Annotated in this window: 14 protein-coding genes; 5 read left to right on the top strand and 9 right to left on the bottom strand. The window is 69.3% G+C overall.

The window, feature by feature from the left end:
* Positions 1–357: 357 nt before the first annotated feature.
* Positions 358–549: a DUF6274 family protein gene (locus ABZ646_RS25245; protein ID WP_360523063.1), complete on the top strand. Its 192-nt coding sequence runs from the start codon at positions 358–360 to the stop codon at positions 547–549.
* Positions 550–1,030: 481 nt separating this feature from the next.
* On the opposite strand, the gene bldC is transcribed toward ABZ646_RS25245, so the two are convergent.
* Positions 1,031–1,237, bottom strand: a complete 207-nt coding sequence (gene bldC, locus ABZ646_RS25240; protein WP_003949541.1) for a developmental transcriptional regulator BldC — start codon at positions 1,235–1,237, stop codon at positions 1,031–1,033.
* Between the two features lie 578 nt (positions 1,238–1,815).
* On the bottom strand, positions 1,816–2,658 hold the full coding sequence (locus ABZ646_RS25235; protein WP_360523060.1) for a hypothetical protein: 843 nt from the start codon (positions 2,656–2,658) through the stop codon (positions 1,816–1,818).
* Between the two features lie 242 nt (positions 2,659–2,900).
* Between ABZ646_RS25235 and ABZ646_RS25230 the strand changes: the two genes are divergently transcribed.
* Positions 2,901–3,992, top strand: coding sequence for a Glu/Leu/Phe/Val dehydrogenase (locus ABZ646_RS25230; RefSeq protein ID WP_360523057.1), 1,092 nt, complete (start codon positions 2,901–2,903; stop codon positions 3,990–3,992).
* Positions 3,993–4,292: 300 nt separating this feature from the next.
* Entirely contained in the window at positions 4,293–4,553 is a 261-nt protein-coding gene (locus ABZ646_RS25225; RefSeq protein ID WP_132888208.1) for a DUF3073 domain-containing protein, read from the top strand.
* A gap of 122 nt (positions 4,554–4,675) precedes the next feature.
* Here the strand turns inward: ABZ646_RS25225 and purM are convergent, their stop codons facing one another.
* The 4 genes from purM to ABZ646_RS25205 all read right to left on the bottom strand — a co-directional run bounded on the left by purM (position 4,676) and on the right by ABZ646_RS25205 (position 8,790).
* Entirely contained in the window at positions 4,676–5,743 is a 1,068-nt protein-coding gene (gene purM, locus ABZ646_RS25220; RefSeq protein WP_360523054.1) for a phosphoribosylformylglycinamidine cyclo-ligase, read from the bottom strand.
* Positions 5,744–5,774: 31 nt separating this feature from the next.
* On the bottom strand, positions 5,775–7,304 hold the full coding sequence (purF, locus tag ABZ646_RS25215) for an amidophosphoribosyltransferase (RefSeq protein ID WP_358971264.1): 1,530 nt from the start codon (positions 7,302–7,304) through the stop codon (positions 5,775–5,777).
* Positions 7,305–7,524: 220 nt separating this feature from the next.
* Complete coding sequence (locus ABZ646_RS25210) at positions 7,525–7,935, bottom strand: META domain-containing protein (protein ID WP_360523051.1); 411 nt, start codon at positions 7,933–7,935, stop codon at positions 7,525–7,527.
* A 57-nt stretch (positions 7,936–7,992) separates the two neighbouring features.
* The gene (locus ABZ646_RS25205; protein WP_360523048.1) at positions 7,993–8,790 is read right to left on the bottom strand and encodes a sterol carrier family protein; all 798 of its coding nucleotides are present in this window, start codon (positions 8,788–8,790) and stop codon (positions 7,993–7,995) included.
* A gap of 126 nt (positions 8,791–8,916) precedes the next feature.
* On the opposite strand from ABZ646_RS25205, the gene ABZ646_RS25200 reads away from it, so the two are divergent.
* Complete coding sequence (locus tag ABZ646_RS25200) at positions 8,917–9,501, top strand: Uma2 family endonuclease (protein WP_360523045.1); 585 nt, start codon at positions 8,917–8,919, stop codon at positions 9,499–9,501.
* Positions 9,502–9,560: 59 nt separating this feature from the next.
* Here ABZ646_RS25200 and purL read toward each other — a convergent pair whose 3' ends face one another.
* From purL to purS, 3 genes are read right to left on the bottom strand one after another with little or no spacing between them, the layout of a single operon-like run.
* Entirely contained in the window at positions 9,561–11,819 is a 2,259-nt protein-coding gene (gene purL / locus ABZ646_RS25195; protein WP_360523042.1) for a phosphoribosylformylglycinamidine synthase subunit PurL, read from the bottom strand.
* The gene (purQ, locus tag ABZ646_RS25190; RefSeq protein ID WP_360523039.1) at positions 11,816–12,496 is read right to left on the bottom strand and encodes a phosphoribosylformylglycinamidine synthase subunit PurQ; all 681 of its coding nucleotides are present in this window, start codon (positions 12,494–12,496) and stop codon (positions 11,816–11,818) included. Before purQ ends, purL begins: the two co-directional genes overlap by 4 nt.
* On the bottom strand, positions 12,493–12,756 hold the full coding sequence (gene purS / locus ABZ646_RS25185) for a phosphoribosylformylglycinamidine synthase subunit PurS (protein WP_015659417.1): 264 nt from the start codon (positions 12,754–12,756) through the stop codon (positions 12,493–12,495). Before purS ends, purQ begins: the two co-directional genes overlap by 4 nt.
* 330 nt (positions 12,757–13,086) lie before the next feature.
* Here purS and ABZ646_RS25180 point away from each other — a divergent pair, with 330 nt between their 5' ends.
* Positions 13,087–13,404 carry an Lsr2 family protein gene (locus ABZ646_RS25180; protein WP_132888214.1) on the top strand — a complete coding sequence of 106 codons (318 nt, stop codon included), beginning with the start codon at positions 13,087–13,089 and terminating at the stop codon, positions 13,402–13,404.
* Positions 13,405–13,446: the final 42 nt, after the last annotated feature.

Below are 13,446 nucleotides of genomic sequence, written 5' to 3'. Positions count from 1 at the left end.
GGTTCAAATCCCGTCAGGACCGCAAGAAACCGAGGCCCGCATCCCGCGAGGGAAGCGGGCCTCGGTCGTACCCACCGCCCCACAGGCCGCGCCCGCGGCGGAGCCGCAATCAGACACAGCAAATCCCGTCAGGACCGCAAGAAACCGAGGCCCGCATCCCGCGAGGGAAGCGGGCCTCCGCTGCGCCCCGGGTCTGCGGGACCCCGCGCCCAGCGCCTCTCTGCGCCGTGGCGGACGGGAAGCCGCAGAGCCGGCAGAGGGCGACCGGGAACGTGTCTGCGCCATTGACGGGGTCACATTCCGTCGGTACCCAGGGAGCAGGGCCCGGTTTTCCCCGGCCCCCTCTGGAGGTGGCATATGGCGGCTTCGGTGCGGCACGAGACGCGGGCGCTCCTGAGGGCCCATCTGGCGGCCGCCTCGTCGTACCGGCACCTGACCCGCCACTGTCCCGTCTGCCATCAGCTGCTGCGGCTGGCCATGGACTCCGCCCCGCGCCCGCCGGAAGCCCCCGAGGACGCCGCGGAGGACGAGCGGCCGGCCGGCGTCTGAGCCGGGCCCGGCCCAACACCCGTACGGCCATGGGGCGATGACGCCCCACGCCCCATTAGCGCACCCGGGGCGGCACAAACAACCCGTGCGGTATGTGACGGGAGTCACCGCATGAGTTCAGGAAACAGCGGTACTTACCCCTCTCCTACACCTAGTCAATTTAATATGTGCAATTGCACCACCCTGTCGGCTCACTCCGACACCCTTCCCCAGACTCCGCCAAGCCCGCTCACAGGGCCGCCGCATACGGTGGGCGAAGTCGCCAGAAGACCCCACAGGACGCCACAGGCGCACAAAAAAGATCGCGCTGGACCCGGCGGAGTCCAGCGCGATCTACGACGCACCCTGTGTCGCTTGCCTGAGAAGTTCTTGTCGGCCTGGGCGTGGGCCCTGTTGGGGCAGGTCCCGCGTCGCTTGTAGCTAGGGTTCGGGGCACCTCGACCAGTTGGGGGACCAGCCGGTTTGCCCGCTATTCAGTTGGTCAGGCCTCGCTGCGCTGCTGCGGAATACCCGCGAGCAGGGCGCGGACCTCAGCCTCGCGGTAACGGCGGTGTCCGCCGAGCGTGCGAATCGACGTGAGCTTGCCGGCCTTCGCCCACCGCGTGACCGTCTTGGGGTCGACACGGAACATGGTGGCGACCTCAGCCGGGGTCAGCAGCGGCTCGGCATCAGGGGTGCGAGCGGTCATGAGCGGCCTCCTCGGGAGAACCGAACCTTCTCGGTTCTTTCCTCTAAATTCTGCACCTTGACCCGCGTTGCCCGAAATGGCGGACGCGAGTCGAGTCGGTTATAGGACGAACGGCTTGTCCTCGGCACTACAACTACACCATCTGTCCAGCCGCGTCGGCCAAACCGATGGAATTGCCCTCCCAGGTAGTCATCAGCCGCGGAAGCCGATGGACCATGCCATAGCGGACAGTCACGCCACTGTGACGATCAGTCACAGTGGCGATCAGGAGTCACCAGACCCCCCAAAGCACGTAATGCGGAGAATCCGCCCACAGTGCACCACAGTTGGACGGAAGGAGTCTTCCCCGGACTCCTTGTCCTATTTTGGCACGAGGAGTGGCAAGAGGCGCAAGGGCCGGGTAAGTGTGATCCATCACCCTTGGCGCAAAAGCCCGGATCGGGCCCAACGTCCGTGAGTTCACTGAAGTGCCGTCAAGGTACGTTGTTTCACGGCATCTGGGCCGTGACGTACGTCACTCGCCCTGTACCAACCCGTCAGTCAGTACGGATCACCGGGCACGACCGCTCAGACGGCGATCAGTTCGCCGACCGCCGGTCCCGCACCGACCGCCACCGCTCCACCAGCCGCCCGTACGCCTCCCCGGCCGCGGCCCCGTCGCCCTGCCGCAGCGCCGCCACGCCGGCCGCCACGTCCGCCGCCGAGTGGTCGTCCTCCAGATCACCGGCGGGCAGCGCGTGCACCAGCCCGCCGTAGTCCAGTTCGACCAGCGAGCGCGGGTGGAACTCCTCCAGCCAGCGGCCGACGTCCACCAGACCGTCGATCAGCGGCCCTTCCTCCACCGTGTCCTTGAGCGTGCGCAACGCCCGGGCCACCCGCCGCCGGGCCTGCACCATCGGCGTGCGGTAGCGGAGCATGGGCGGGATCTCCCCGGTGCCCTTCTCGTACCGGCGCTCCTCGTCGGAGACCAGCACGAACCAGTTCAGCGGCACCTGCCAGGTCGCCGTGCGGATCCAGGGCCGGGAGTCCGGGTTGCGCACCAACCAGCGTTCGTAGTCCGCCGCGGCCTGGCGCCGGACCAACGGGGGCAGCATCGCGTCCACGACCGGCTTCGGCAGCTCCTCGGGCAGCTCCTGGAGGGCCTGCCAGCCGCGCAGCCGGGTCCGCCAGGGGCAGACGCAGACGACGCCGTCCACCTCCAGCACGAACGCGTCGGCGCTCTCCTGCACCGGCACCGGGATCGGCGGGGTGGGCAGCAGGTCGGCCAGCGAGCGGCGCAGTTCGTCCTGGTACGAGGGCCGGTCGGAGCGACGGGCGTACCGCGCCCAGTGGGCGCGCTCGGCCTCCGGGAAGGCGGCCAGCGGCTCGTACACGCGCAGATACGTCGCGTAGGGCACGACCACGGAGGACACCTTGGGCACGCCTGCTCCCTCCCCATCGGACCGGTCTCGAAACCAGCGGAACCCACGGCGGGGCCGGCCGTCGTCGGCCGGGAAACCACAGCAGATCGTCCCACGCTCATACGTGCACACGCGGTACGGCAGAGTGATCCTTGACACTGCGCGGATGGTGGGCGAGCAATAGCTCTACGCTCATGCCAGGCCCCCGCCACCCTTACGGGAGCCCAGCTTCCACCCGCCGAACACAACCGGGAGTCACCACAGTGACCGACGTTTCCACCGGCGTCCTGCACACCCTGTTCCACTCGGACCAGGGCGGTCACGAGCAGGTCGTGCTCTGCCAGGACCGCAAGAGCGGCCTGAAGGCCGTCATCGCCATCCACTCCACCGCGCTGGGCCCCGCCCTCGGCGGCACCCGCTTCTACCCGTACGCGAACGAGGAGGAGGCCGTCGCCGACGCCCTCAACCTGGCGCGCGGGATGTCGTACAAGAACGCCATGGCCGGGCTCGACCACGGCGGCGGCAAGGCCGTGATCATCGGTGATCCGGACCGGGACAAGACCGAGGAGCTGCTGCTCGCCTACGGGCGGTTCGTGGCCTCGCTCGGCGGCCGGTACGTGACCGCCTGCGATGTCGGCACCTATGTCGCCGACATGGACGTGGTGGCCCGCGAGTGCCGCTGGACCACCGGCCGCTCCCCGGAGAACGGCGGCGCCGGCGACTCCTCCGTCCTCACCGCCTACGGCGTCTACCAGGGCATGCGGGCCAGCGCCCAGCACCTGTGGGGCGACCCCTCGCTGCGCGGCCGGACCGTCGGCATCGCGGGCGTCGGCAAGGTCGGCCACCACCTGGTGGAGCACCTCCTGGCGGAGGGCGCCGAGGTCGTGATCACGGACGTGCGGCAGGAAGCCGTGCGGCGCATCGCCGACCGGCACCCGAGCGTGGGCGTCGCCGCCGACACCGAGGCGCTGATCCAGGTCGAGGGCCTCGACATCTACGCCCCCTGCGCGCTCGGCGGCGCCCTGAGCGACGCCTCCGTGCCGGTGCTGACCGCCAAGGTGGTGTGCGGCGCGGCCAACAACCAGCTCGCCCACCCGGGCGTCGAGAAGGACCTCGCGGACCGCGGCATCCTCTACGCGCCGGACTACGTCGTGAACGCGGGCGGGGTCATCCAGGTCGCCGACGAACTGCACGGCTTCGACTTCGAGCGGTGCAGGGCGAAGGCGGCGAAGATCTTCGACACCACGCTGGCCATCTTCGCACGTGCGAAGGAGGACGGGATTCCGCCGGCCGCCGCGGCCGACCGGATCGCCGAACAGCGGATGCACGACGCGCGAACGGCCGGCGGCCGCTGACCGAACGCCGGGTTCCCGGACCCGTTTTCGGTACCCGCCGGCGGACAGTTGGAGAGAACTCTCACGTTCGTCGGCGGGTCGCCCGCCACGAAGTGGTTAAAATCGTCCTTGACCAGCGGGGACGGGGCACTCCGCGGGTCACGGAGTCAGGCGCGTGGTGCGGGCGACGTACCGTATGGGCGCGGGCTCAGGTACCGTGGAAGCCCTACGGACCGGTCTCTCCGAGGAGAGCCCGTTCCGGATCATGAACGCGTGTCAGACTCTGGGGCCGTCGAGCCCCGTCACCGAGGGGGTCGAGCCATGGGGCGCGGCCGGGCCAAGGCCAAGCAGACGAAGGTCGCCCGCCAGCTGAAGTACAACAGCGGTGGGACTGACCTGTCACGTCTGGCCAGCGAGCTGGGCGCATCGACTTCGAGCCAGCCGCCGAACGGCGAGCCGTTCGAGGACGACGACGAGGACGACGACCCGTACGCCCAGTACGCGGATCTCTATAACGATGATGACGACGAGGACGAGGACGACCAGTCCAGTCCCCAGTCGCAACATCGTCGTGGTGCTTGACGTACCACTCCCAGCAGTTCTCGTAGCAACTGCACTTCACCCGGTCCGGGGCCTCGACGCCGGACCGGGTTTCGTGCTGTCACATTGCTCACCGACCGGCACGGCGGGCCGCCAGGCGGTCGTCAGGCGTAGTCGCCGACCAGTTCCGCGCCGGTGGTGTGCGCGCCGCGCTCGGTGATCTCGCCGGCCACCCAGGCCTCGACCCCGCGGTCGGCCAGTGTGGTGAGCGCCACGTCCACGGATCCCTGCGGGACGATCGCGATCATGCCGACGCCCATGTTGAGCGTCTTCTCCAGTTCGAGGCGCTCGACGTCACCGGTGCGGCCGACCAGGTCGAAGATCGGGCCCGGCGTCCAGGTGGCGCGGTCGACGATCGCGTGCAGGTGGTCGGGGATCACCCGGGCCAGGTTCGCGGCGAGGCCGCCACCGGTGACATGGCTGAAGGCGTGCACCTCCGCCGTCCGCATCAGGGCCAGGCAGTCCAGCGAGTAGATCTTGGTCGGCTCCAGGAGTTCCTCGCCGAGGGTGCGGCCCAGGTCCTCGATGCGGGCGTCGAGAGCGAGCCCTGCCTGGTTCAGCAGCACGTGCCGGACCAGGGAGTACCCGTTCGAGTGAAGCCCGGAGGACGCCATCGCGATCACCGCGTCACCCGTACGGATACGATCCGCGCCGAGCAGCCGGTCGGCCTCCACCACGCCCGTACCGGCACCGGCGACGTCGAAGTCGTCCGCGCCGAGCAGCCCCGGGTGCTCGGCCGTCTCGCCGCCCACCAGGGCGCAGCCGGCCAGCACACAGCCCTCCGCGATGCCCTTGACGATCGCGGCGACCCGCTCGGGGTGGACCTTGCCGACGCAGATGTAGTCGGTCATGAACAGCGGCTCCGCGCCGCACACCACGATGTCGTCCATGACCATGGCGACCAGGTCGTGGCCGATGGTGTCGTAGACGCCCAGCTGCCGGGCGATGTCCACCTTCGTGCCCACGCCGTCGGTCGCGGAGGCGAGCAGCGGACGCTCGTAGTTCTTGAGCGCGGAGGCGTCGAAGAGGCCCGCGAAACCGCCGAGGCCCCCGAGGACCTCGGGGCGCCGCGTCTTCTTCACCCACTCCTTCATCAGTTCTACGGCGCGGTCGCCCGCCTCGATGTCGACACCGGCAGCCGCATAGGAAGCACCGGACTGGCTCTCAGACATTGCCTGGGATCTTTCGGGTTGATGACAGGGCTTACGGGCGACGGATCGCGTCGGCCGCGGCCGTGGCTGCCGGACCGGCCGCCAGCTCGGTCTCCAGGAGCTGCTTGCCGAGCAGCTCGGGGTCCGGGAGCTCCATCGGGTACTCGCCGTCGAAGCAGGCGCGGCACAGGTTCGGCTTGGCGATGGTGGTCGCCTCGATCATGCCGTCGATGGAGATGTACGCCAGCGAGTCGGCGCCGAGCGAGGTGCCGATCTCCTCGATGGTCATGCCGTTGGCGATCAGCTCGGCGCGGGTGGCGAAGTCGATGCCGAAGAAGCACGGCCACTTGACCGGCGGCGAGGAGATCCGGATGTGGACCTCGGCCGCGCCCGCCTCCCGGAGCATCCGCACCAGCGCGCGCTGGGTGTTGCCGCGCACGATCGAGTCGTCGACGACGACCAGGCGCTTGCCCTTGATGACTTCCTTCAGCGGGTTCAGCTTCAGGCGGATGCCGAGCTGCCGGATGGTCTGCGAGGGCTGGATGAAGGTCCGGCCGACGTAGGCGTTCTTGACCAGGCCGTTACCGAAGGGGATGCCCGAGGCCTCCGCGTAGCCGACGGCTGCGGGGGTGCCGGACTCCGGGGTCGCTATCACCAGGTCGGCGTCGACCGGAGCTTCCTTGGCGAGCATCCGGCCCATCTCCACGCGGGAGAGGTAGACGTTCCGCCCGGCGATGTCGGTGTCGGGGCGGGCCAGGTACACGTACTCGAAGACACAGCCCTTGGGCTTCGCGTCCGCGAAGCGGGAGGTGCGCAGGCCGTTCTCGTCGATGGCGACGAACTCGCCCGGCTCGATCTCGCGGACGAAGCTGGCGCCGCAGATGTCGAGCGCGGCGGACTCCGAGGCGACCACCCAGCCGCGTTCGAGGCGGCCGAGGACCAGCGGGCGGATGCCCTGCGGGTCGCGGGCCGCGTAGAGGGTGTGCTCGTCCATGAAGACGAGGGAGAAGGCGCCCCGCACCTTCGGGAGGACCGCGTGGGCGGCCTCCTCGATGGTCAGCGGCTTGCCGTTCTCGTCGACCTGGGCCGCGAGCAGCGCGGTGAGCAGGTCGGTGTCGTTGGTGGCCGCGACCCGGGTGGAGCGGCCGTTGTGGTCCTTGGGGAGTTCGGCGACCATCTCGGCGAGCTGCGCCGTGTTGACCAGGTTGCCGTTGTGGCCGAGCGCGATCGAACCGTGCGCGGTGGCGCGGAACGTCGGCTGGGCGTTCTCCCACACGGAGGCACCGGTGGTCGAGTAACGGGCGTGACCGACCGCGATATGCCCCTGCAGGGAACCGAGTGAAGTCTCGTCGAAGACCTGGGACACGAGGCCCATGTCCTTGAAGACGAGGATCTGGGAGCCGTTGCTGACCGCGATACCCGCGGACTCCTGGCCCCGATGCTGGAGGGCGTACAGCCCGAAGTACGTGAGCTTGGCGACCTCTTCACCCGGGGCCCAGACACCGAAGACGCCGCAAGCGTCCTGGGGGCCCTTCTCACCGGGGAGCAGATCGTGATTGAGGAGACCGTCACCACGTGGCACGACACCGAGTGTAGGCGAGGTCGACCACTGGTCCGAATTGGGGATTCCCGGCCGTAATGGATCTACGATCGCGACCCCGGTCGTAGCTTTCTCCATTTTCGCTGGTCAGCGCGGTGGGACGATTCTCCAGGCAGGCACTGTTCGTACCGCCCGCGGTCGGCGCAACCCCCTCGTACCGTATCCCTGAGTGAGGTGTCGCACATGATTCGGGCGGCGGGGTTCACTTCCTGGACAGCTGGACCCGGTCTCCACCGGGGGTGGTGAGGGTGAGGTTCCGGCCCTCTGTCCGGGTGGTGAGCGGGCCCGCGGCGAGGGTGCGGGCGAGCGCGCGTTCGAAGGTCATGCGGGCTTCGTCGCAGGCCATGCGGGTGGAGCGGGCGTGGCTGAGCCGGATCTCGTCGCCGGTGACCTGGGCGGTGGCGCTGAACTGGTTGCAGCCGTAGCTGCCGGCGGCCCGGCCGTCCTCGATCTTCACATGGGCGGGTGCCGGGGCGCGGTGGGTGGTGCCGTCGACGGTCACGCTGTCGACGGTCCAGTCGATCCCGGTCACGGGCTGCTGTGCGGTCACGGAACCATCCTTCCCGCTCCCGCAGGCCATCGCGAGCAGCGCGGTGGCAGTCGTGAGAATCATGCGCAGCTTGTACCTGTACATGCGGATTCGACGGACCGCACCGGGTGTTCGGTTCCCTCAGCTCATGACGGGCAGATGGGCCCGGATGTCCGCACGCTCCCCGCTGGCACTGACCTCGGCGGCCGCCACGGCGTCCTGCCAGTCCAGCCGTCCGGTGGCCAGCCGCATCCAGGTCAGCGGGTCGGTCTCGACCACGTTCGGCGGGGTGCCCCGGGTGTGCCGGGGCCCCTCGACGCACTGCACCACGGCGTACGGCGGCACGCGCACCTCGGTGGAACCGCCGGGCGCCTTGACCGCGAGCGCGTCGGCGAGCAGCCGGGTGCAGGCGGCCAGCGCCTGCCGGTCGTAGCGGACGTCGAGCCCCGGGACGGCCGCGCCCAGGTCGTCGGTGTGGACGACCAGTTCGACGGTGCGGGTGACGAGGTAGTCGTCCAGGGGCATCGCGCCGACGCTGGTGGCGAGCAGTCGGGTACCCGGGTGCTCGGTGAGCAGGGCGCGGAAGCTCGCGTCGACGTCCGTGAGGTAGGCGTCGAGGTCGGGGTGTTCGGCGGCGATCCGCCGGGTGAAGTCGGCGATGGCCGCGGAGTTGGCGGCGGTCCGGAACGGCCAGTCCAGCGGGGCCGCGTCCGCCCGCGCGGGCTCGGGCTCGGCCAGGGCCCGGTGCACGGCGGTGACCGCCATGCCGAGATGCGCGACGAGGTCCCGCACGGTCCACTCACCGAGCCGGGTGGGCAGGGCTAGCTGCTCGGGGGTGAGGGCACGGACGGCGTCCCGCACGTGCGAGAACTGGGCGAGGACCGCCGTACGGGTCTTCGCGGGGTCGTACGTCCTGGGGCGCTTTCTGACGGGAGGCATGGCGGTGAGCGTATTCCGTCGGTCTGACAGCCCGGCGATCACCCGTGCGAGTGGTCAACGGCGAAACCGGCCCCCGCCCCGCCGGGACCGGGCGACGCTGGCCTTCGCCTGGAAAGGGGGTGCAACATGACGGTTATGGCCGAGCGCACGTCTCAGATGTCGGTGGAGGAGTTCGAAACGATCGCCTCCGCCGCTCCCGAGACCGTCACGTTGGAGTTCATCGACGGAAGGATCGGAGTCAAGAAGGTGACGGACGGGGACCACAGCACCATCGTGTCCTGGCTCGCCCGGCGCTGTATGCAGAGCAGGCCCGACCTGGACCTGTACCAGGGCCAAGGGCTCCGGGTCGATGCGTACCGGGAAGGCAGAGCGAAGCCGGACGCAGTACTCGCGCCGGAGGCCCACTTCGCGGGGCACGGCGAGTGGGCCGACCCGGACGGTGCGCTCATGGTCGTCGACCTCACCTCGTACGACTCGGACACGGACCGGCGGGACCGGCACGAGAAGCCGACCGCGTACGGCCAGGCCGGGATCCCCCTGTACCTCCTGATCGACCGGGACTCCTGCACGCTCACGGTGCACAGCGGCCCGGACCGGCAGGTCGGCGGCTACCGCACCGTCCAGACCTCGAAGTTCGGCGAGAAGGTGTCCGTGCCCGGCCCCATGAACATCGAGCTGGACACGGAGATCCTCAAGAACTACGTCCACTGAGCCGAGAAGGCCCCGCCCGGAAGAGCATCCGGGCGGGGCCTTCGTCGTGCTGCGACCGGTTACGCCAGCAGGGCCTCGATCGTGCCCTCGTGGGCCTCGCGCAGCTCGGCCAGGGACAGTTCGAACTCGCCCTGGACCTCGACCGAGTCCCCGTCCACCACACCGATGCGGGTGGCCGGCAGACCCCGGGCACCGCACATGTCGTTGAAGCGGACCTCCTCCGAGCGCGGCACCGCGACGACCGCGCGGCCAGCCGACTCGGAGAACAGGAAGGTGAACGCGTCAAGACCGTCCGGTACGACCAGGCGGGCGCCCTTGCCGCCGAGCAGCGCCGACTCGACCACGGCCTGCACCAGACCGCCGTCGGACAGGTCGTGCGCCGAGTCGATCATGCCGTCGCGGGAGGCGGAGATCAGGATCTCGGCGAGCAGCCGCTCCCGCTCCAGGTCGACCTTCGGAGGCAGGCCGCCCAGGTGGTCGTGGACGACCTGGGACCAGGCCGAGCCGCCGAACTCCTCACGGGTGTCGCCGAGGAGGTAGAGCAGCTGCCCCTCCTCCTGGAAGGCGACCGGCGTGCGGCGGGCGACGTCGTCGATGACACCGAGGACCGCGACCACCGGGGTCGGGTGGATGGCCGCCTCGCCCGTCTGGTTGTAGAGGGAGACGTTGCCGCCGGTCACCGGGGTGCCCAGCTGCTGGCAGGCGTCGGCGAGACCGCGGATGGCCTCCGCGAACTGCCACATCACCGCCGGGTCCTCGGGCGAGCCGAAGTTCAGGCAGTCGGAGACGGCCAGCGGCTTGGCGCCCGTGGTCGCCACGTTCCGGTAGGCCTCGGAGAGCGCCAGCTGGGCGCCCGCGTACGGGTCCAGCTTCGCGTACCGGCCGTTGCCGTCGGTCGCGATGGCGACGCCGAGACCGGTCTCCTCGTCGATGCGGATCATGCCGGAGTCCTCGGGCTGGGCGAGGACCGTGTTGCCCTGCACGAAGTGGTCGTACTGCGAGGTGATCCACTTCTTCGAGGCCTGGTTCGGGGAGCCGACCAGCTTCAGGACCTGGTCCTTCAGCTCCTCGGCCGTCGCGGGCCGGGGCAGCTTGTTCGCATCGTCCGCCTGGAGCTCGTCCTGCCAGGACGGGCGGGCGTACGGGCGTTCGTAGACCGGGCCGTCGTGCGCGACCGTGCGCGGGTCGACGTCCACGATCTTCTCGCCGTGCCAGAAGATCTCCAGCCGGTCGCCGTCGGTCACCTCGCCGATGACGGTGGCGATGACGTCCCACTTCTCGCAGATCTCCAGGAAGCGGGCGACCTTGGCCGGCTCGACCACCGCGCACATGCGCTCCTGCGACTCGCTCATGAGGATCTCCTCGGGCGAGAGCGTGGAGTCGCGCAGCGGGACGTCGTCCAGGGTGACGGTCATGCCGCCGGAGCCGTTGGACGCCAGCTCGGAGGTGGCGCAGGACAGGCCGGCCGCGCCCAGGTCCTGGATGCCGACGACCAGCTTCTCCCGGAACGCCTCCAGGGTGCACTCGATGAGGAGCTTCTCCTGGAAGGGGTCGCCGACCTGGACCGCGGGGCGCTTGGAGGGCTTCGCGTCGTCGAAGGTCTCGGACGCGAGGATGGACGCGCCGCCGATGCCGTCGCCGCCCGTGCGAGCGCCGTAGAGGATGACCTGGTTGCCCGCGCCGGAGGCCTTCGCGAGGTGGATGTCCTCGTGCCGCATGACGCCGATGGCTCCGGCGTTGACCAGCGGGTTGCCCTGGTAGCAGGCGTCGAAGACGACCTCACCGCCGATGTTCGGCAGACCCAGGCAGTTGCCGTAGCCGCCGATGCCGGCGACGACACCGGGGAGCACCCGCTTGGTGTCGGGGTGGTCGGCCGCGCCGAACCGCAGCGGGTCGACCACGGCCACCGGCCGCGCGCCCATCGCGATGATGTCGCGGACGATGCCGCCGACGCCGGTCGCGGCGCCCTGGTACGGCTCCACGTACGACGGGTGGTTGTGGGACTCCACCTTGAAGGTGACCGCGTAGCCCTGGCCGACGTCGACGACGCCCGCGTTCTCGCCGATGCCGACGAGCAGCGCGTCCGACTGCGGGGCCTTCTCGCCGAACTGGCGGAGGTGGACCTTGGAGGACTTGTACGAGCAGTGCTCGGACCACATGACCGAGTACATGGCGAGCTCGGCGCCGGTCGGGCGGCGGCCGAGGATCTCCACCACCCGCTCGTACTCGTCCTTCTTCAGACCGAGTTCGGCCCAGGGCAGCTCGACGTCGGGGGTCGCGGCCGCGTGCTCGACCGTGTCCAGAGGCGTCCGGCTCATGCGCCCACCAGCTTCTTGAGGATCGAGGTGAAGAACGGGAGACCGTCGGTGCGGCCGGAGCCGACGAGCGGCTCGACGGCGTGCTCCGGGTGCGGCATCAGGCCGACGACGTTGCCGGCCTCGTTGGTGATGCCGGCGATGTCGCGCAGCGAGCCGTTCGGGTTGAAGTCGACGTAGCGGAACGCGACCCGGCCCTCCGCCTCCAGCTTGTCGAGCGTGTACTCGTCGGCGACGTACCGGCCGTCCATGTTCTTCAGCGGGATGTGGATCTCCTGACCCGCGGAGTAGTCAGTCGTCCAGGCCGTGTCCGCGTTCTCCACGCGCAGCTTCTGGTCGCGGCAGATGAAGTGCAGGTGGTCGTTACCGAGCATCCCGCCCGGGAGCAGGTGGGCCTCGGTGAGGATCTGGAAGCCGTTGCAGATACCGAGGACCGGGAGGCCGGCCTTCGCCTGCTCGATGACGGTCTCCATCACCGGCGAGAAGCGGGAGATGGCACCGGCCCGCAGATAGTCGCCGTAGGAGAAACCACCGGGAAGGACCACCGCGTCGACCTGGTGGAGGTCCTTGTCCTTGTGCCAGAGAGCGACCGGTTCCGCACCCGCGAGCCGGACGGCACGCTGGGTGTCGCGGTCGTCGAGGCTTCCCGGGAAAGTGACGACGCCAATACGAGCGGTCACTTCGCCGCCTCCGCGACTTCCTCCACCTTGACGGTGAAGTCCTCGATCACGGTGTTGGCGAGGAAGGATTCCGCAAGATCGTGGATGCGGGCGAGCGCGGCCTCGTCGACCGGCCCGTCAACTTCCAGTTCGAATCGCTTTCCCTGACGTACGTCGGAGATGCCCTCGAAACCCAGGCGCGGCAGCGCACGCTGGACCGCCTGGCCCTGGGGGTCGAGGATCTCCGGCTTGAGCATGACGTCGACTACGACGCGTGCCACTGGCACTCCCGGTGTTGTGGTGCTGAGCTGGTGCCTTCAGACTACCCGGTCCCGATTTCTACACGCGTAGAGTTGTAGGAATCTACGTGAGCCGCGTCACGATCGGGTGACGGTGGGGGATCCACACGAAAAGTTCTGGGAAAGTTCCCCGGGTTCGCCCGCACCATCTATTGCGCGTGGGACACGCGGCGGATTTAGTCGGGCTTCACTTTGTATTGCCAGGCACTGTACAAATGAATTGGCAATAGCCGATACTCGGCATGTCATCGCCGCATCACCGTTGAGCTGTGATGAGCTGGATAGACGTGCCACACGAAGGGACCGATATTCGTGGCGCAGAAGGTCGTGGTCACTCTCTTTGACGACATCGACGGCTCGGAAGCGGCGGAAACGATCGCCTTCGGACTCGACGGCAAGTCGTACGAGATCGATCTGAATCAAGCCAACGCCGAGAAACTGCGGACCGCCCTGGAGCCGTTCGTGGTCGCCGGCCGCAAGCGGTCGAAGTCGGGCAAGGCGTACAAGCAGACGGAGGTCGCCCCCGACCCGGCGGCCGTCCGCGCCTGGGCGCAGGCGAACAAGATGGATGTCCCGGCGCGCGGTCGCATTCCGAAGAAGGTCTACGAGGCGTTCAGCGCCGCCCAGTGACAGGGCGGTCGGCTGTCCCCAGGGTGCGTCAGCCACCCCTGG

The sequence above is a fragment of the Streptomyces sp. NPDC007162 genome, from assembly GCF_040634175.1.
GTDB lineage: Bacteria > Actinomycetota > Actinomycetes > Streptomycetales > Streptomycetaceae > Streptomyces.
Note: the sequence above shows the minus strand (reverse complement) of the source record. Positions and strands in the feature narration are given on the sequence as shown.